The 18,844-nt window shown below is 49.5% G+C and carries 15 protein-coding genes; 4 read left to right on the top strand and 11 right to left on the bottom strand.

From position 1 onward, the window contains the following. Nucleotides 1–632: 632 nt before the first annotated feature. The 7 genes from QOL81_RS23815 to QOL81_RS23785 form a co-directional block, all read right to left on the bottom strand. Nucleotides 633–935 (bottom strand): hypothetical protein, encoded by a 303-nt coding sequence (locus tag QOL81_RS23815; RefSeq protein WP_283440058.1) that lies wholly within the window; start codon nucleotides 933–935, stop codon nucleotides 633–635. Then, nucleotides 935–1,570 carry an AAA family ATPase gene (locus QOL81_RS23810; protein WP_283440057.1) on the bottom strand — a complete coding sequence of 212 codons (636 nt, stop codon included), beginning with the start codon at nucleotides 1,568–1,570 and terminating at the stop codon, nucleotides 935–937. Before QOL81_RS23810 ends, QOL81_RS23815 begins: the two co-directional genes overlap by 1 nt. 220 nt (nucleotides 1,571–1,790) lie before the next feature. Beyond that, on the bottom strand, nucleotides 1,791–2,084 hold the full coding sequence (locus tag QOL81_RS23805; protein ID WP_283440056.1) for a hypothetical protein: 294 nt from the start codon (nucleotides 2,082–2,084) through the stop codon (nucleotides 1,791–1,793). A gap of 16 nt (nucleotides 2,085–2,100) precedes the next feature. Then, nucleotides 2,101–2,232 carry a hypothetical protein gene (locus QOL81_RS23800; protein WP_283440055.1) on the bottom strand — a complete coding sequence of 44 codons (132 nt, stop codon included), beginning with the start codon at nucleotides 2,230–2,232 and terminating at the stop codon, nucleotides 2,101–2,103. Continuing rightward, entirely contained in the window at nucleotides 2,216–2,563 is a 348-nt protein-coding gene (locus tag QOL81_RS23795) for a Lar family restriction alleviation protein (RefSeq protein ID WP_283440054.1), read from the bottom strand. Before QOL81_RS23795 ends, QOL81_RS23800 begins: the two co-directional genes overlap by 17 nt. A 1,124-nt stretch (nucleotides 2,564–3,687) precedes the next feature. Further along, the gene (locus QOL81_RS23790; RefSeq protein ID WP_283440053.1) at nucleotides 3,688–4,131 is read right to left on the bottom strand and encodes an olxA; all 444 of its coding nucleotides are present in this window, start codon (nucleotides 4,129–4,131) and stop codon (nucleotides 3,688–3,690) included. Between the two features lie 41 nt (nucleotides 4,132–4,172). Then, nucleotides 4,173–10,967 (bottom strand): helicase-related protein, encoded by a 6,795-nt coding sequence (locus QOL81_RS23785; protein ID WP_283440052.1) that lies wholly within the window; start codon nucleotides 10,965–10,967, stop codon nucleotides 4,173–4,175. An 87-nt stretch (nucleotides 10,968–11,054) separates the two neighbouring features. Between QOL81_RS23785 and QOL81_RS23780 the strand changes: the two genes are divergently transcribed. After that, nucleotides 11,055–12,695, top strand: a complete 1,641-nt coding sequence (locus QOL81_RS23780; protein ID WP_283440051.1) for a phage portal protein — start codon at nucleotides 11,055–11,057, stop codon at nucleotides 12,693–12,695. Nucleotides 12,696–12,903: 208 nt separating this feature from the next. Here the strand turns inward: QOL81_RS23780 and QOL81_RS23775 are convergent, their stop codons facing one another. After that, the gene (locus QOL81_RS23775; protein WP_283440050.1) at nucleotides 12,904–13,392 is read right to left on the bottom strand and encodes a hypothetical protein; all 489 of its coding nucleotides are present in this window, start codon (nucleotides 13,390–13,392) and stop codon (nucleotides 12,904–12,906) included. A gap of 128 nt (nucleotides 13,393–13,520) precedes the next feature. Next, entirely contained in the window at nucleotides 13,521–13,937 is a 417-nt protein-coding gene (locus QOL81_RS23770) for a DUF6283 family protein (RefSeq protein ID WP_283440049.1), read from the bottom strand. 144 nt (nucleotides 13,938–14,081) lie between these two features. Between QOL81_RS23770 and QOL81_RS23765 the strand changes: the two genes are divergently transcribed. The 3 genes from QOL81_RS23765 (at nucleotide 14,082) to QOL81_RS23755 (ending at nucleotide 17,053) form a co-directional block, all read left to right on the top strand. Continuing rightward, the gene (locus tag QOL81_RS23765) at nucleotides 14,082–15,104 is read left to right on the top strand and encodes a head processing protein (protein ID WP_283440048.1); all 1,023 of its coding nucleotides are present in this window, start codon (nucleotides 14,082–14,084) and stop codon (nucleotides 15,102–15,104) included. A 345-nt stretch (nucleotides 15,105–15,449) separates the two neighbouring features. Beyond that, nucleotides 15,450–16,493, top strand: coding sequence for a helix-turn-helix domain-containing protein (locus QOL81_RS23760; RefSeq protein ID WP_283440047.1), 1,044 nt, complete (start codon nucleotides 15,450–15,452; stop codon nucleotides 16,491–16,493). 71 nt (nucleotides 16,494–16,564) lie between these two features. Next, nucleotides 16,565–17,053 carry a glycoside hydrolase family 24 protein gene (locus QOL81_RS23755; protein ID WP_283440046.1) on the top strand — a complete coding sequence of 163 codons (489 nt, stop codon included), beginning with the start codon at nucleotides 16,565–16,567 and terminating at the stop codon, nucleotides 17,051–17,053. Nucleotides 17,054–17,683: 630 nt separating this feature from the next. Here the strand turns inward: QOL81_RS23755 and QOL81_RS23750 are convergent. Then, on the bottom strand, nucleotides 17,684–17,998 hold the full coding sequence (locus tag QOL81_RS23750; protein ID WP_283440045.1) for a hypothetical protein: 315 nt from the start codon (nucleotides 17,996–17,998) through the stop codon (nucleotides 17,684–17,686). After that, a partial coding sequence (locus tag QOL81_RS23745) for a hypothetical protein (protein ID WP_283440044.1) occupies nucleotides 17,991–18,844 on the bottom strand: 854 nt, incomplete at its 5' end. The genes QOL81_RS23745 and QOL81_RS23750, both read right to left, overlap by 8 nt.

Genomic DNA, 18,844 nt, shown 5'->3' with positions numbered 1-18,844 from the left:
CCCCCTGCGTGACCGGCGAATGGTCTTTGCCTGGTTCAACCGTTCCATTGGATCAAAGCTGGATATTTCCTCTTCCTGCGGTGCTTTTAATTTCCTAGGGTTAGCCTGCCGATAGGTGCTACTTGCCTCTATCTTCCGTTCTGCTCTAGCCATTCACGTACCTACTAATTTTATCTTTATTGTTAGATAGTTAACCAACGCTCAGACCGCTAGTCTTGGTGTCTTCTTATGCTCGTATCCAGTGCCAGACCTGTTTCCTTCAAAATCTCTGAATTCACCCTATCCACGTTTTCGCGCAACCATAAATCTGCTTCCATCTGCCCTCGAAACGTATCCGGTGCACCAGGGATCTTTTTCCCAGGTGGAACCATGTAGCGATCGGGCCGGTTTCTATCTACTGGGAAATAGGCTACCTCGTAATGCGGGGCAGCTGTTGCTCTCCACCCGCCACTTGGATAGTAACCAGGGGTAACTCGGGTAACATAAAACAGCCCTGCACTTCGTCTAAACTCCATTCTTTCCACCAAAAAAGCGTAAAACTAATTAGATATTAGATTAACACTTTTTAAAGCAAAAAAAAGGCACCAGAAGGCACCTTTATGATTTCACACGTATGAATTATGAGTTATGAATTATGAAACTTCTTGCAAATACTTCTCAACAGCTTCGCGCATTATTGCGCTTACGCTTTTCGGGTTTTTGCCCGCTCTTTTATTTGCCAGGGCTAAATCCTCAACCTTACGCTGCAACGACATGGGCAATGAGATTGCTGTACGCGTCATTTGCTCCGGCTGTACTGATGCAGGTTCCGTGTCAGCGCCATGTTGCCCATATGGCCTATCTGCCAGCCTTGCAGCAAGGGCTTCTACATCTGCATCTGTTGGCGCTGGTCGGCGCTCCTGCTTCAGACGATCGCTAGGTTTTTTTACGGCCATTAGAATACCTCGTCTATCAAAGACCAAATCTCAACTTTTGCCTTCTCATTGTCTGTCTCCAATACCGATTTACCTTCCGACATTACATCACGATAAACCTTTCTGAAGCAGCTTTTCGCATTGAGGGGCTGGAGCTGGTCAAATTCGGCGACGTACTCTAGGAACTCGCTACGCTCATTGCCGGCAAGAACGGGATTTGTTGAAGCAATGCTTTGATAGCAATAGGCTTTTAAATCAGGATTCAGGTCACGAACTTGGATCAACTGTTCTTGCAGCTCTAACATGGTATCCAGGTCAAGCTGCGAGCACTGATGTGGGGCAATTAACTGGTGAGCAACCGTGCAGGCAGTGATCAACTCACGACTATTACGGCCGGCCACATCAACAATTACGTGCTGATATTTCTCATCCAGACTACGTAAAGTGGCAGCCAGGTTACCAGTCTTTTGGATCAGAGTGATGTATGGCGTAAGGCTTGCAGTTTCCCGCTCCGCGTTCCAGCGTGACGCCGATAACTGCGGATCGCCATCCACCAGCACCACCTCCTCCCCTCGTAACGCTAAACCAACGGCAAGATTAACCGCTGTGGTTGTTTTTGAGCACCCACCCTTATTTGCGCCGACGACAGTGATCATACTAATCCTCGATATGACTTAGTAAATTATAGGTATGAGTTATTACTTATGATTTCATACGTATGAGATATGAACACCCCGTAAAACTCGGATTGATTGATTATTACCCTCACCTAAAAAAATGTAAAGTATTAAATTTTAAATATGATTTATGAAGTATGAATTATTACCAGGGTAAAAAAGGGCGCAGCGCGCCCCCTCAATCATCACTTACTTAGGCTCACTCACGCTTGAGATCACAACCGACCATTGCTCGATAGAACCCCGGCCCCGTCGGTATCTTGTTCTTCGCCTTGTAGCGCTTACTAGCCAAACGTTGCTCAGCAGATGGCTCCACCGGCACAAGGCGCCACTGCCCATCGGTTGTAAACCCATTCCCATCCAGCAGGATTTGATTGTCGTTTTTAGGGGCCGGCACTGCTGGCGGGGTGGTGTAGAGCTTCGTGCCATCTGGCAGTGCTTTGTCAATTGTCGATGTATCGTTACCGGCTCGGCTGGAAAGTACCTCTGCCACTGGCTGCGCCTCCTGGCTAATCCGCCCCTTCCAGCCTTCCCACATCGCAGCGGCAATCATCCTTCTTCTCGTCGAAGAACCAGTTTACGAACTCCATGCTCATCTCGTTTTGCTCAGCAAACTGCTGGCGCTCAGTCGTTTGTGTCATTTCCCTTCCAATCGCTCAGGTTTTTCAGTTCTAAATATGTATCGGCAAACGCAGCAGCTGTGCGCATTCCCGCCCGCACATCATCAGATAGCGAGTTTTCGCTATCGTTGGCACGCGCGAGCATTTCTGCTGAAAATGCCTTAAGAGCATGCATCTCAATGCTGCCAACGGTTCGACGGTTCCATGCCACCGCAGCTTCGCTTTCACTGCCAAAATGCTGTCGACCGCTGAACATCTGGGCACCACATCGGCAGCTGACGTGTATTGCAGAGCCGGAGTAACTCGAATCGACCACCCGAGCGGCTCCCCCGCAAAACGGGCATGAATTCAATTAGTTTAGTGTCCATTCAACTCCCTCAAGGCCAAAATGCACGCGTCCCATATAACCTGCGGATCAGCGCCTATATCTACGAAACCTTCACATTCGTTGTAGATAACATCGTAAACGGATTTAGGCACTTTCGCAGGTATCTGCGATATGCGTATTTTAATATCCGACTGACCGCACTCTTTGGGGTCTGACCTTAAAGTCCACCGCCCAGTGGTATCGTACCAACGGCGTGTAACGCGCCCTTTGCCATCAACACCGGCCCGCAGAGTAGCTTGCCGGCCTTCGACGCCGATAACGAGGTAAACAGTACCGCGCGGGGATTCCCACACTTCACCTACTTGGAACACTTCACCCCGGTTACCGCCAATTTACTTAACTCGGCCATTTTGATTTTTCCCATGATATCTCACTAAAAACCCCGGCAAGCCGGGGTGGAATGGTCAACGAATTGCAAAAACGTATACAGCATTAAGGACTGTCATTACGCCGATGGTGCCGAGAGCCATGCCAGTGATCTGAAGCAGAATTGGAACGGTAGTTGAAGAGGGTTTAGCCGCTGTGCGGCGCGCTGGATGGGAGTTAACAAAGTCCACCAGCGTAGACACTTGATTCTTAGACATGATAATATTCTCGTTGTTAGGTAACACGGGGTTGGAAATTTTCGCCGATTGACAACCCCTCATTAAAACCCGCTTTTTGCGGGTTTTTTTGTGACTGTTTTCTGGCACAAGGCAACTATACTATTTTTTGTTAGTTTAACGCAACAAAAATCATGTTTTTGCAATCATAAATATCAGTAAAATTATTTATGGCATTGTTTAAATGAAAAAAAAGAGAGCCTAAGCCCTCCTTCCTTTCCCGTAGTGGGCATGCTCTATATGCTGAATATTATCGGGCAGCGCTCTATTCCAGCCCTCCCGTGAGTAATGCCGCACTCCTTTAGCGGGTTCCCCCGTACTCAAATCCGATACAGTGCCCCAGCAATCAGGATCGGCTTTGTTTGTGAGTCGCATCATTCGACTCATCTGGCGGTGATCGATTGTAAGCTCGTACCCCATGTTTTCGGCCATCGATACAAGTTCTAACCATGTGTACCATCGCCTTTCTCTCACGTAAGCCCTCCTCTAAATGCTAAATGCGACAAGCTTTTCCATCTGGTCATCATCACAATAATAAATATATGGTTCCGTATCATTCGCATCTGCGTGCACTGCAAGCTCATGCTGTGCTGCATAGATCAGCCCAAGCTCGATTCTATTCGCACTATACAAGTGCGCTGCGACTACGGTAAGACCAGGACGTGAGAGGCCGTAAATAGCTTCTACATCCTGCGCCACCTGCTCCCCGAACATGTCCGGCCCAACCTCATTGATCAGCAGCGTTTTAATCGCCGGCCACCAAGGCCCGAATGCCCGATACAGGGCCGGAGTTGCACCCAGACGCGACGCAAGCCCTGTTAGGTATGCCGAGGTATACTCAAGCTCGCTACGGCCGCTGAGGGCATGCTCATTCATTATTTCTTCGATGTAGCTTTCTGATGGCTGCATAGTGTCGATCAATGTTGTCATTTTCTGTTTGATACGCCCCCCGGCGGGGGCGGCTCCAGTAGTTAGCGATATTCAGCAATCACAGCCATAACGTCATTTAGTTCATATGTGGCAGGGATAATCCACCAGCTACCCATGAACTCCATTCCGGCTTTTTTACCATTCAGATATTTAGCGCCAAAGTCAGCCTTTAGTTTATCTTTGGCCTGGTACAGCGCCCCCCCAATCCCATCTGAGTCCTGAAGGCCATACGCGCTATCTGGAGGGAAGTTGAAACGATTAGCCCCTTTCCCGCCGGCTAACGGCTGGGTGTTCTTGCGCACAGTGATATTGTCCATCCTGCTGGAAGCTGCCGCTAGAGCCTCTGAAGCCTTTTCACGTTCCGCCTTCTCGGCAGCCACACGGTCAGCCTCCATTTTCGCTTCGTCTTCTGTGATCAGGCCAGCGCGTAACTTGAGGCCAGCCAAGAACTCAGCATTGTCGCTGTTAGCGGCTCCAAACGCTGAATCAATCTTACTCGTGGTGTCTCTGATCATCACACTGTCATAAAACGCGGCTTCGGTGATACTCGCCTTGTCGATCAGGCCCATAATGACAGCGTGGGCATAAAACTCATCCAAGTTGTAGGCTTCGTAGTTGATGGTTCCGAGGCTGGATGATTTATACATAGGGGATAGCAAGAGTGCCGTAGGTCTAAACTCGGATGCCTTCTCAAAAACGACACTGACCGGCAGTGACAGATTATCACCGTATCTCAACCATGTTTCGTGAGCGACACGTTTCGCCTGCTGAACTACGTTGTCGTGGTGCTCTGAAATTTTTTGCTTAATCACAGCAGAAAGCTCATGCTGGAAGTCCGCGGTGTTACGGTACTCACTAGGGATGTAAGTGGCGTTGAATGGCGGAATTACATTGTGTATATACGGTATGGCATCGTATTTCCCAGTCAGTAGATATTCGCTGTACTGAGAGAGCCGGCTACCGTCAAATCGTCTATTTTTAGAATCGACTTTTTCGAGCGCGCGCGTGACATATGCGGCTACAACCTCATTAATCCTCGCTGGGCTTGCAACCTCTCCGTATTTTTGAACTTCACTGCGCCACTCTCTGCCAAATAGCCCAATGAGGAACGGTTCGATACTTCGCACATTTCGATCCGAGCGACACCACTTAGCCATTGCGGTCTTGAGTGTGTCATCCTGAGTATCCGGGTAAACAACTCTGGATGCATTTTGGCTTAGCCATTGCTTACCATCGCTCATAATTACCGGGTTAGGGCTATAAGAGCGCGTCACGCGAAGATCGTAGGTATCTAGTTGTCCCTCATCATTACGGTAAACCACACTAGAATCACTTAGTACCAACCACCCCTTAGCAAGGTACTGGACAAAATCGCCCTTCGTCATCTGTTCTTCAACCGAGTGCGTGTAGCGCCCTGGCGCAGCCCAAGCACGCAGCGTTACCTCGGCTTCGGGTACGTCACTGTCTTCCCCCAGTTCTGCCAGCACAACGGTCTTGCCGACCTCCAACGAGCCTCCACTGTTATCTTCAAAGAAAATAACATCGGCGATGCCGGTTCCGGTGTCGATATCAATTGCTCTAAGGCGAATATAGCTACGGCCACCAGGCTTTAAACGATAGATACCGCCGCGCTTAATCATCCGCCCTGACGCCATCTGAACGTAGCGATCACCATGTGTCAGAATATCGGCATCAACGTTAAGCAAGCCAGCCTTAATCGCGCGCTCTATTTCTGGTGACAGCTGTTTGATTCGGTCGGCCGCTTTCTGCATTCGGGAGGTAATGCGTTCTAGGCGAGTGACTTCACGAGTCGCCTTCTGTAAGGCATTCTGAGTGGTATTCACCCAATCTCGCGCATGTCGCTCCACCTCAGCATACTGAGATGTCATTCCCTTTTGCACATCTTCTCGTGCCGCTGCGAGTTTGCGTTCAGCCTCGGCCTGACGTGAACGTGCGCCGGAAAGTTGTGAAGCGATCTCTGCCGGACTTTCTTTTTCAGCATGACTCATCTTGAGGAATTCGGCCAAGTTGGCCTCAGCCCGCTGGCGAGCCTTCTCTCTTGCGATAGTCTCTGCTTTAGCTCGAGCTTCAGCAATCATCCTGGCATGCTCTTCTGGATTAGCGGCAAGCAGGAGTCGCATTTCTTCCTGGCTATTTGCATCCGCATTAACCATTCGAGCCTTGTCTGATGTGAGTATTTCGGTGATCCAGTCCTTTTTGCGTTTGAGCGTATCCAGGCGGAACTCATCAAATGAACCCTTGCCACAATAGTAATGGACTCGAACAGAACTGGCTTTTGAACCCACACGAGCACCGCGACCATTACGCTGGTCAATGCTTGCTGGCGTCCAAGGCAAAGTTAGGTGGTGAACGTCGCTAGTGCCGCGATGCAGGTTAATCCCTACCTCGGCTTTTTTGTTACAGATCAGGAATGGTGTGCGGCCTTCGTTATAGTTCGCTGCAATCTGCTCCAACCCGCCAAGTGATATTTCGGTTTTTTTGGCGATATAATCGTCGTATTCCTCTTTGGCTTGGTAGTAGGCCTCTAACCTTTCCTGGCTCGCGTCCTCTTTCGGTTCTTTTGGTTCTACGACAGCCTTCGGCGCCCTCCCTGTTTTTCCAGCTTCAGAGACGGTTGTCGCGTTGAGGATTCCGATCGTCCCTAGCTCTATGCCCAGGGCGTCAGCTATAATCCGCGCTAGCTTTCCATGCTGTGTTTTCTCATCGGTGAAGATGATCTGCTTCCCGGTCTTTACCCCTTCTTTCAGGTTCTCTATCAGGGCGCTATATTTCGGCGGTACTGGGTGCGTTACATCCGATAACAACAAACCTACTTTGCCCAGGCGTTTTAGGACTTCGTTTTCAGCGGCCTCTGACACTATCAGCTGAACGTAGTCGCTGGTGGTTGTCACTTTCGGTTCTACCTTAATCCGAACAGACTTACTGCTGTCATCGTCTTCATCGAACTTGCGGCCGACAAACTCAGGGAGCAGGCCCACCAGCTCAGCCACTGCTTCGGATTTCCCTGCTGGGAAGCGGAACGTCATTTGACGGTAAAACAAGTCGGGGTCGATACACACGCGATCCATATCGCGAATGATGGAGAAAATGGAGTCCTTCTCCTCATCTTCGTCCGGTGTCTCTCCTTTGGAAAGCGCATCGGCCCGCTGGCGTAATTCTTCGTATATCTCAGCTTGTTTAGCGGTCATCGGCACAGGAATGTTCCGTTCATCCAGCTCCGGGATTTTTACCGTATCTGATACATCTTTGGCTGTTTTCAGTGTTGTCCAACGATGGAAAATGCCGCGCAATCCATCCAGATTTTTAAAGCCAACAAGCCCCTGCTTACGTTCTATTTCACCTGAGATCTTCTGAACAGTAACTTCTTCAGTCAGCCCGAATGTTTTCACGAAGTCATCCGGCGTCAGGATTCCCATACGCCGCCATTCGTCGTTACTCACAACATGCGAGAGCATATTGAATGCGTCGATCGGTGAGTTGACCAGTGGTGTCGCCGTCAAAAATACCGGGCCACGTCCATTGTTATTACTTGTGGTGTAGGCAGTCTTAAGCGCCATGTCGCGGGCAGTTTTCGCGACGGCACCAGTCGGCAAATACGCAAGTTGCGCGGCTTCTCGACCAGCGGCATAACTGTTGCGGTAGTTATGCCCCTCATCAACGATGATGCTGTCAAAATGCATATCTTCGTAGTACGGAAAATCCTCTTTTTTGTCCGTACCGGTATCGCTGGCACGAGCCAAAATTTTATTACGCTTTGCAGCGTCGCGGTGCTTGCCCCCGATCAGATCAACTCGCCCCATTTGCGCCTCGGCGAACAAGACGTCGCGCGCATGCTCATCAACTGTCTCCTGGCGGAGTGGAATAGCCGCAAACTGCTCTTTGGTCAGTAGCACAGAACGATAATTCGACATGGGGATCATGTTCATTCGCTCTTTTACAGTCGCCGCCGACGCTAGTTTTACAGCATTCCGATATACCTGAAGCCCTGTTTTTTCGTTAATTACCGGCTCGCCATTGTCATCGAGCACAGGTACTTTCTGGATTCCTCCATCTCCCCCCCGTATCTCATCCAGGCCAACGAACAGCATGTTCTCGAGCGCCGTTTTACTGTAGAACTCCTGCGCTTCGTGATACCAGTTCTCAAGCACGGCTTTTGGTACGACATAAGCGGTTCGCTTACTTCGGCCATTCTCATAGTTGTACGCTTCCAGCGCCAATCCTACCGTTGACTTTCCGAGGCCCGTACCAAATGCGGTGATCCCACGCCCATCTTCAGAGAGCCGGCGAACCTCCGCGTTTTGATAACGAAACGGTATTCGATCGCCTGAAATGCCGCTTAGATTTAACGATTCCTTGCTATGGCTGAATGGTATAAAAGCATTAAATGAATCGTTGTACTGTTGTACCAGCGCCGGCAGGGAGTCGTGACGGCGAATCCACTGGTTAAAGTCTTCCTCCAGTCCCCGGATTTGATCCAGATATAACGCGGCATTAACGCCTCGAGGTTTCACACCATTGAGGTAGTTCTCGAACTGGTCTAGGAAACCGTCACTGTTACGGACTCGCTTATAGACCCACTCATCTTTTCCAGTCTCCTTGTTTTTCGTTCGAACGGATTTATAGCGATAGCCGGTAAACACCCCATCACTGCCTGAGTAGCCATCTTCTGAGACAAGATCCCCGTTTTCGATTTCGAGCGATTTGACATACTTAACCTCGCTATATCCGCGCTCGTGCAGAAACTCCTGGATCACACTCCGGTCAAACCAACGGCTGTTGAGAGAGAAATCTATATCATCCGCGTTCGTCCATTTCCGCCGCGTCTTAATCTCGGCCAATTGGCGATGATAGTTGTCCTTAATCGCGCCATCTGGCGTGCCGTCCAATGCGCCAAGCAAATGGCTATTCAACAAGCCTATATCACCGCTGGTGGCCCTATCCATCGGCATAATCGTGCCATCAGGTTGAACAGCGATCCCCTCTTTTGTTGCCAGCAGGTTTAACAGCGCCGTGTCACTGGCAGGCAGATCACCGCTGAAGGCGTCGCGGAAGGAACTCAACTCGACCGGATCAAGGTCAATCTGGTTGAACAAATGGCGCAATACCTGTTCATGATCCGTGGCATCGTAGGTCTTCAAATTGCCAGTATCCAGATCGCCTCTAAGTAGTGCTGATAACCCCCCTTCTTTAGAAACGCTTGCCTTAAAGGTAAGCCAGCCGGCCGCCCCATCCCCGGCAACATTAGCAGAGCGCCCTTGGTGCGGGTTTCCGTGGGCTGTGACTTCGTTTTCCACCAGGCGTTGCACATCGGCCAGTTCACGGTCAAGCGCCTCAGACTGCCAGCCGGTAGCCATTTTTTCTTGCAACGTCTTTATACGGGCGCCAATCAGTGACCCGCGCAATACACGTTCCCGCAGGGCTTGTTTTTGTCGCATGGCAAAAGCAATGACGGTGTGATACTCCAAAGGGATCGCATCAGGGAAGTTTTTCCAAACGGCTTCCAACTGCGCCTGCTTAAGTGACAACAGCCCATCGGCATCTTTAAGCCGTGTAACCAGGTCGCGATAACTCTCTCCACCAAATTTCTGGTGGTCGATCTTGCCATCGTTGGCCGAATCGTCCACCAGCCATTGACCACCGACAAACTCGTACCAAACACCGGAGAATAGCCGTTTATCCCCCTCCGCCACTGTAGCTGTGATAGGTTCTTTGAGCGCAAGAAGTTCCCAATCTATGCGGCTTTCAAATTTCTTCGCCAGCGCGATTTTAATGGCCGTACCGTCAACCATCCCGTCAGCTTTAACCACCAGGCGAGAAAACTTATCCTTGCCAACCTTCGACATTTCTCCGTGGATGTACCGCCGTCCATCAAGATCAAACCATTTCCCCTTGATGAACGTATCCCAAAGCACGTTGGTGTCGTGCAGGACGCTGTCTTTCTCCTGCATGATGCGCTCGGTCATTTCCTGCGAATGCTTGCGTAGCACCCACACGTCGACAACCGTAGCCGTACCACTGTTTTCGAATGTGCCAGAGGGCAGACGATGCGCCCCTAAAAACTCTGCTTTCCGAGACACCTTTTCTCTGAGCTTCGCTTCAGATGCGTTATGCGTAAGGCCGTTCGGCACAATTAGGCAGATCAGTCCGCCATAGCGCACCTTATCGATCGGCCGTAACACAAAATAGCCGGCTAGTGATTCATCTTTGTAGACCGTATCAAGTTCGGCAAATTTTCCTCGGCTCTGACCGAACGGCACATTGCCCACACAGTGGTCGAACGAATGATCAGGCGTACTGCTTGCTAAGGACTCAAACGCTCCAATATTCACGTTATCTTCAGGATGAAGTAGGCGATTAATTCGACCTGATGTGTCACTAATCTCGGCGGACTGCATAATCACGCCGGCAGGCTTCGTTTCTTGAAATACTCCAGTGCCGGCGGACGGCTCAAGTCCAATGCCACCAGCGACGCCATACGCGGCCAACAAGTCCCAAATACCTTCAGCTACCGGCTGAGGAGTGTAATATTCATACTCACTGCCTCCGATTCCGCCTTCACCTGTATAGCCGGCTAGTGTTTTCCGCTGTTCGTCGGTTAGCTCGGCGCCCTCCTCAAGGCTGTTTAAAAGTGCCAGTGCCGCTTCATTTGCTTCTTTGCGTTCGCGGCCAATACTAACGCCCTGGCGTTTCTCAACACCAAATACAACGGGCTTACGGCGCAAACCCAACGCGCGAATAATGCGGACAATCTGTCTAATGGTGGTAACAGGCTGTATCGCGGGGATAATTTCGCCGCGATTGTTTTCTGTGCTCAAACTGGCTCTCCAAAAACTCACATAGGTTAGGGTGGCGCCACTGACCCTAAACCTTGTGAGTTTTTATCCGTGAAGAAGCCTTCAAAGATGAACCCCGTTAATCTACTGCGCCGACTGATGGGGGGTTATGATGCCGGGGATAATATAACCAATGTGCTAGCCAGCAGCGGTGGCCGTAATATTGTTTCGCGCTCACTCCTCCCAACAGTTATTGATGATCGAAACACGGGGCTTTCTTCGGCCGGCGATACCGTGCCGGCTGGTTCAATTCTTCCCGCCGATCGCCTGTCCCGCTATACCATTTTTGACCAGATGGCTCGTTCCCCGACATTATCTGCGGCACTAAATATCCACGTATCCCATGCGTTGGCCCAGGACAAGAAAAGCGGAATGTGCTTCAACTTGGCGCCTGTTGATACAGCTGATAAAGAAACCTCCGGCCGCTGCAATGAGATCATGAACGATCTAGGCGACATGCTTAACTCAGGCCTTCCATCCTGGGCGCTAAATATGGCGATTTACGGTGTCAGTTATATCCGGCCGTATGCGAAGGAAAGCAAAGGGATCACAAGCTTAGAATCCAGCTATTACACGTTGCCTCACTTCACTACAGAGTATGAACGCGGCGGGGCGCTGGCTGGTTTCTCAGGGGATTATTTTATAGACCCGGTATCAAATCAGAGGGTGCTAGCTAAGCCGTGGGAAATGGTTGCGATGAAAGTACCATACTGGACGCCTGACATTAATAACCGACCTATGAACACCGGAACAGTGGGGTATTCCCTGCTCAGCGACCCAGCCCAGCGACCACTGATAGAAACTCAGAACTATGGTACTTCGTTCCTCGAGTACAGCTATGAATCTTTCGTTAACTTATGCGACGCCCTACGCGCGCTTAAAGCAACCAGGAACAACGCGGCGAAAATAGACCGACTTATTGCTCTCGCTACAAACCAGCTTGATCCCGTTAACGCGGCCGCGCACGCACGCAACGTCGGGCAGTCTCTGAAGCGAAGTTCAGAAGAGATTATGCGGGCCTCGCGTAACAGTAACGTAATGCCGACCGTATACAACCATATAGTTCCCGTCATGGGGGACGGCAAAGGCGGTATCACGATCGACACACAGTTCATTCCTGCTGACATCACTGGGATTGAAGATGTCATGTTCCACCTGCGGCAATTGTGTTCGACGGTTGGCGTTGATGCCACCATGCTAGGTTGGGCAGATCAGATGGCCGGCGGTCTTGGGGATGGAGGTTGGCAACAGACAGCAATCCAATCAGCCCAGAGGAGCTACTGGATTCGCCAGGCGGCGGTTGCCTTCATCTACCGCACAGTTGATATCCATTGCGCCTACAAATACGGGAAAGTCTATCAGCACAACAATCGCCCATTCCGTGTTGAATTCAACTCTGTTAACACCGCTCTCCAGGCAGAAGCGAATCGCGAGCAAGAAAGTCGAGCTAACTATGTGTCAGTTGTTGTTAGCATTCTGGACGCGGTTCAAAACAATGCGCGCCTGGCAGGTTCGCCAGCACTTATGAACATGCTGTTTTCTGAGATGCTTCAGATGAACGATGACACTATTGCGAAAGTTTATCGAGAGCTATCCACTGCAAAGCCGGATGACAGCATGATGGAGAGTGCCGGCTGGAACAATGTCGGCATGGAGGATCTTTCACGAGAGGATTTGCTGAGTATTTTTAAAGGCGTGATGGCGTCATAGTGTAGCTTTGATGGCCGTGAAAGCGGCCTAACGTCAAAATTTAGCCACAAAAAAACCCGCCGTAGCGGGTTTTTAGGAAAAAATGAATTAGCCTTCAGAGACTGCTGCACGAGTACGTACAGTGCCAGAACGCGTAGCCTGATCAAAGGATGCCTTAAGCTGGCGCATAGCTTCAAGCTTGCGTTCTGCCGCAGTCATTTGTTTCAGATTAGAAATATCGCGTTTTGAATGCATAACCTTTCCCCTCTTCACCAAGATCGGTGGTTGCTTCACATAGTATGTGATCTAAATCTGTTTGTAAAATCCTGTCGTAGAACCGTTTCAACTTTTGGCTTTCAGCAACTGCAAAGTAAGCTTTAGCTTTGTAAGTATTACAGTGCAAAGCAATGATTGTTTCCAGTGCATCCGCTAAGTCATTTACAAACGCACGGCCATTGCCACACTGCTCCTTCGATGGTGGTTTGTAGAAATCACCGCTATCGAAGTTTTCGACACGATCAAACTTCACGTCATAGCTGTTTGTGGGCAGTTTAAATCCCACTTCTTCACTACGGAAATCATGATAGACAGCATCATCAACATCAATCGTTGAAAATAAAACTAAAAATTGATTTCCTTGTATCGAAAAATCAAAGCGATGACAAAGAATGTCCCCATGAGGAAACTCAAGGAATTGCTGTGAGAGGTAAACAGGCATCTTTACGTTTTTTTTGTTTTAGATGGATGCATAATAAACCAAAAGTCGGTTGTACGGCTAGACTTGCCCTTCTCAATACCATTTTTCATACTTATGAAGTATGAAAACGTTATTCATACATACCATACTTAAGGCCTGCACTCTTCCAAAGCAGGATCATCACTATCAACACCATTGGCGATAGCCATTTCCCTATAGCTATCAAACAGTTCTAATCCGCCATCTTCAACTTCCGGGATTTCACCTCGGATGTACGCCATTCGCACCGCGATATTATGCTCTGCACCACGCAGCAAGAAGCCAGCACACTTAGCACTGTTTTCTACCCCACTATCATGGCACGCAAAAACATGGGTGGATTGGTCATAACTGGTACGGGCAGAATGCTTAAATGCCTCAGCCGGAAATTCACCTACCGCGTCCGTTCTCCAAGGACACTTAGGACATGGCTTGCGCCGGCAGGATTTTCCGGCCCCTTTTAAACTCACTACCTGGTGGTCATCGCCGGCCGGTCGTGTTTCAATAATTTCAGGCTTTCCAGTCATCTCATCCCTCAGAGCATCCAAATATTTACCGTTTGTTTGTGCTAATCTAATTAACTATTAGTTAAAAGAGAAAGCTCACTCTTAACTCACTTCGGATAACGTTTTTCCCCACGAACTTCACCACTCATAACCAAGGGGGAAACCATGCCCACTCAAGCACTGCGAACTGTTACTGACCGATTTTCCCTTGTCGATAACATTCGAAAACACACTGCACACAATGGCCGCAACTATCTAATGAGCGCTGTCCGAGCGACCATTAGCTCGCCTGAAGTCCAAGAACGAATTCGTCTTGGTGAGATGTATGGTTATTACAGTCATACTAACCGGGCCTTATACCACAAAGAAACAGGTAACCTAGACCTGCCAGAAGTCTGCTATGTGACCATTGACGGCAAACCGGTCATGCTGAAGAACATTCCATCCAACCGAACACTGGCGATCAGCATCGATGATGACGGTGTTGTGGAGCATACCCAGGAAATTCTAGACACTGAACCAGGCCATATTGTTAACGGCATGGAGCGATCAATGGCAGGCGGATGGAGCTGGGCAACAGGAGGCACTGACAGTGCAATTTCTCGCGTCACAAGCTTCCACGGCTTTGACTATGTGACGACGCCAAACTACATAAGCCTCAATCGAAAAGCAGCAATGATGGAAAGTGTGTCTGACCTGCACGCCTGGCGCCTAGAGGAGTTGATCAAGTCAGGTTACTCGGAACAAGGCGCAAGGGATATCTTGGCACACTTCAGCCACATGCAGTCGCACGAGCTGATGGTCGAATCGGCACAACGAAGCGTTGATTTACAAAACGACTTGCTAATCATGCAAGGTCGAATGATGGAGCTGGAGGGGATAATCCAACAAAATGGCGTTGTATTGGATGAAGCAGAGCGTTTACGTAAGCAACGTGCGGCCATGTTAGAAACAGCGGTGAGATCATTGCCCGTTTTCCTGAATGAGGCTCAAAAGAAGGCGCTCGTTCGCTTAGACTCAGATGATGACCTTGAAATCGTGAGTTCTATGTTTGAGTCCATTGCCACAGGAAATCTGAACTCTCTGCCTATCGGCGCCAGCATTCAACGGGAGTCCGCCCCAACAGCAACATCTAAAATTGGCGAAGTACCGCCGATTTTGCCAAACGGCTTTAAATCCTTCCTCTAAGCACTAGATCCCTGATCACTCGATCAGGGGTTTCTCATGCCCCCCTGTGTTTTCATACAGCAAAAGGACAATAACCGGTCAAAAGATTGCGTAAAACTAATTAAGGGTTTGTGTTTTACGGCGATCACCTCTTATCATCCAAACCACGGATCGAAAAAGGATCGTTTGAGCGATCTTTTTCAGCATGGCGGAAACGATACCTGTGTTTTTAACAGGCGAAAAAAAACGCCAGCATCAAACTGACGTCCTTTTTCTAAATCAGGCTGATAGGTTTTGACGAACTTACCAGCTAACTATTTCTTTGTCCTGGCGGTTAAAGAAACAGGTAATCAAGGCAACTAAGCAATGACACCGGATGTAATTTTATCCCAGCAGATCGCTGGTAGCAACTCCGCACGCCTAAAAAACACTCAGGAAGATGCAAAAAAACCAGCAATGGCGCGGAATCCCTTCGTTCGTGGCGAAAATGTGACCGGCTTGGCGCTGGAGTTTTTTATACGCCACCTAAACACGGCGCTGCTTCCTCGTGCTGCCTGTGATTTCCTATCAAAGGTCTGCAATGTCGCCGCAGCGTCTGACGCTTATCGTCTCTTCTATAGCAAGAGCACTATGGCTGAAAAGGCCGGCGTATCGACTCGAACCGTCCAACGATACATGCGAGCAATAGAGGCCAGCGGTATAATGACTCGTACAGCTGTCTGCGATAGCATCAAGGGCCACCAGCCAAACCTCTACACCTTCACCCATGAATTTATCTCAGCCGTCCGCAACTTCTTCACCGTGCACCTTGGTGAAGGGCGTATCAAAAACATTCGTAAAATTGCCCATAGTGATTTACTAAATCTTGTTGAACTAGCCTTGTCACCGTTACGTGGGCTTACTCATAAGATATCGAAATTTAAGGATATTAATACCCCTTCTCATCCATCCCCCATAGGACAAACTGGCGCCAGTCCCAAGGGACAAAATGACCTACAAAAAGAAGTACAACCCTTGGGAAAAAAAGAAGATCAAAACCTTGTTCGCGCCTCCGGCCCAAACGATAGAATTGTTCTAACGGGAAAACCTCTTTCGATTACGGGGGCAGAAAGGCGAGCTACCATTAGCGCCGAGCTTGCTTCCACCCATTTTAGACGCCAAGCAGAAGAATCCGTTCTGGCAAGAGCAGCGTATGCCCGACGCCAACGTTCTATGTACTTGCAGGGCAAGGTACGAACAAAACAGAACCCACAATCACAATACAACCATGCAAGGCTCGTTGCTGAAGGGCGACGCTTCGATATGGAGCTTGAGCGCTCGAAAGCAGGGGCACTTAAAGACGTCGAAAAAATCGGCAACCATCTGAAAAACATCCGATCGCTGTTTCGCGAGAAACCAGTGTCGGTATAACAACTGTATAAAAACACACTTCCATTAGGATTCGTGCCGGCACGTTGCCAACAATCGAATGGGAGATAGTAATGAATAATAATCGACGCGCTTTCTTCAGCGTGATCGCGTTTTCCGAAGGCACAAGCACCCATGTTCTCACGAAAAACGATGGCTATGATGTAATTGTTACCGGGTTAGATTTAAAATCAGAAGTGTTCACCGATTATAGCGAGCATCCCTTTGCAAATGGCCGGCCAGCGAAGGTGTTTAACAAAGCAGGCGAACGCTCGTCAGCCTCGGGTCGTTACCAGCTGCTGTACCGCTGGTGGAAACCATACAAGTTGCAACTAGGCTTAATGGACTTTTCACCGGCAAGCCAGGATGCCGTTGCACTACAGCAAATCAAGGAACGGGGGGCTTTAGCGGATATTGATGCTGGCCGGATCTCAGACGCAATTCACAAATGCCGGGCTATCTGGGCCTCATTCCCTGGAGCAAACTATAAGGGCCAACGAATGCATGCACTCGATACTCTGCTGAACGCCTATGTCCGTTTTGGCGGGACACTTACTAAGTAAGCTGCATTGAGGGGGGTCGCGCCTCCTTATTAATACATTATATGATTAACATATAGCCTGTCCCGTAACAAAAACCTCCAATTCCCTTGCCTCTCTCCGCCCTTAATTATAGTATTGTTACGAATATCTAATAGATAATTAGATTTTGCATTATCGATGAAGAGCGTATCTGCACGCATTTTCGAGATATCGAAAACGAGTGAAGCCCACGGCCCTTTGCTGCGCCAGGCCTTTGAAGTGATGGAGGTTCAAAAGTACCTCCTCTCTGTTGTGCTCAAGATCAGTAAAAATGCCGGGTATAAGGAGACTCAGTAGCAATGGCTGTTGAGTTTTTAAGGGAAAGAACAACCTCAGAGGAACCAACGGAATGACCGTCGCTGACACAGTGGAAATCAATAAATCACGCAATTACTGGCTCTCCAAAGGCTTCAAGAAGACTGTCGACGGTAAGTTAACTCGACCGGATATGCTGATCGCGCGCTCTGGAAAATGCTGGAAAGCTACCGATCTAATCAAAAATACCTCATATCGGCACACAAGCCTCCTGGTGGTCTTGCAAAAAAACTTCTAGCTTCGTCACCAGGAAGAGAATTGCGGCCCATCCAGGGGCCGCACGCTCTGAATATCGCCTCAATACTCCACTAGCTCATCTGCACGTTCTAGCTCCCGCGCAATTTCCTCCTCATACTGCCTTTTAGTCTCGTCATCCATAGTCATTCCAAAGCCGATAGCATTTAAGGTGCTCAATAGTTCATATGGAGTTGCCCCGTCCGTTGTCCGAACGTACCCCATAACTGGGTTAAGGTGAGCAAATTGCACTTCGTCCACCAGCTCGGTTCTACTGATTGCACCAAGCACCTCAAAATGCGCTGGCGCCAAGATGCTGTCACTTTCGAATTGAATTACACCGGCCCGACTATCAAAACTGATATTCACGTTAAGCATTGTGCTCCCCCTTGATAAGCCCCAGCACAAAGTCCAGCATTGCGTCTCCATTCAGTATCGAATTGCCTGCATACCGAGGCTCATGAAGGCATTGGAAGGCCATAGAGAATATTTCTGTTGAACGTGTGCCGTCGATAGTTCTTGAAGCATAAAGACGGCCAATATACGGATCGCTGAAGTTTAAATTAGCGGCAATCTCCTTCCCGCCGAGATCCATAAGGCCGGCGTCCCCACCTGTAGACATAAACGCCTTTGCCTTTGCCAGGCGATCAGGGTGGCTATACTCAAAGTGATGGCCCAACTCGTGCCATAAAACGCCTAAATCGGCGCTGGCGCCAAGAACTAAAGAGCCATCATTCACGCAGGCAGCCGCTCTGGTTCGCTCCAGGTACTTAATTTCCTTTAAGGTTGAGATCCCTCCTCGGCATAAACGATAGACCTCACTCAACGCATTTAGAAATGCCCCTTCCCCATGCTTGCCATCAATCGTGCTGATAGCCTTTTTGTTGATTTTTATCCCCCGCACCCACTCGTTAGCTTCTCTCTCTGTAATGACAGATTCGCTGATCATCTCCTGCGCTAACGCTCGCGCACGGTCACAAAGGCCGACGACGGCCCGTTGGTGATTCTCTGCGGCATCCGCCATTTCATTGATGATCTCCCAAACCAATTGGCTACGCTCCTTGTGCTTCTCAGCCAATGATCTGATCTCATCAGGGGCATACCGCTCCAACCAGTTCGACACTGACTTTCGAGCACCATATGTTTGCCCAAAACTCAGTCTCGGCCCGGATAGGTCGACTGACGCGAACGCTGGAAACGCCGCTCGCAACGAATACGGCAGGG

It is taken from the genome of Serratia sp. CC22-02, assembly GCF_900182895.1.
Taxonomy (GTDB): Bacteria; Pseudomonadota; Gammaproteobacteria; order Enterobacterales; family Enterobacteriaceae; genus Serratia; species Serratia nevei.
This window is presented reverse-complemented; position numbering and strand designations above follow the sequence as displayed.

Excerpts from the sequence above, each read along its gene's own strand:
- QOL81_RS23800 (WP_283440055.1), bottom strand. The coding sequence starts at position 2,232 with ATGACACAAACGACTGAGCGCCAGCAGTTTGCTGAGCAAAACGAGATG.
- QOL81_RS23770 (WP_283440049.1), bottom strand. The coding sequence starts at position 13,937 with ATGACTGGAAAGCCTGAAATTATTGAAACACGACCGGCCGGCGATGAC.
- QOL81_RS23810 (WP_283440057.1), bottom strand. The coding sequence starts at position 1,570 with ATGATCACTGTCGTCGGCGCAAATAAGGGTGGGTGCTCAAAAACAACC.
- QOL81_RS23815 (WP_283440058.1), bottom strand. The coding sequence starts at position 935 with ATGGCCGTAAAAAAACCTAGCGATCGTCTGAAGCAGGAGCGCCGACCA.
- QOL81_RS23750 (WP_283440045.1), bottom strand. The coding sequence starts at position 17,998 with ATGCTTAACGTGAATATCAGTTTTGATAGTCGGGCCGGTGTAATTCAA.
- QOL81_RS23755 (WP_283440046.1), top strand. The coding sequence starts at position 16,565 with ATGAATAATAATCGACGCGCTTTCTTCAGCGTGATCGCGTTTTCCGAA.
- QOL81_RS23760 (WP_283440047.1), top strand. The coding sequence starts at position 15,450 with ATGACACCGGATGTAATTTTATCCCAGCAGATCGCTGGTAGCAACTCC.
- QOL81_RS23765 (WP_283440048.1), top strand. The coding sequence starts at position 14,082 with ATGCCCACTCAAGCACTGCGAACTGTTACTGACCGATTTTCCCTTGTC.
- QOL81_RS23790 (WP_283440053.1), bottom strand. The coding sequence starts at position 4,131 with ATGACAACATTGATCGACACTATGCAGCCATCAGAAAGCTACATCGAA.
- QOL81_RS23775 (WP_283440050.1), bottom strand. The coding sequence starts at position 13,392 with ATGCCTGTTTACCTCTCACAGCAATTCCTTGAGTTTCCTCATGGGGAC.
- QOL81_RS23780 (WP_283440051.1), top strand. The coding sequence starts at position 11,055 with ATGAACCCCGTTAATCTACTGCGCCGACTGATGGGGGGTTATGATGCC.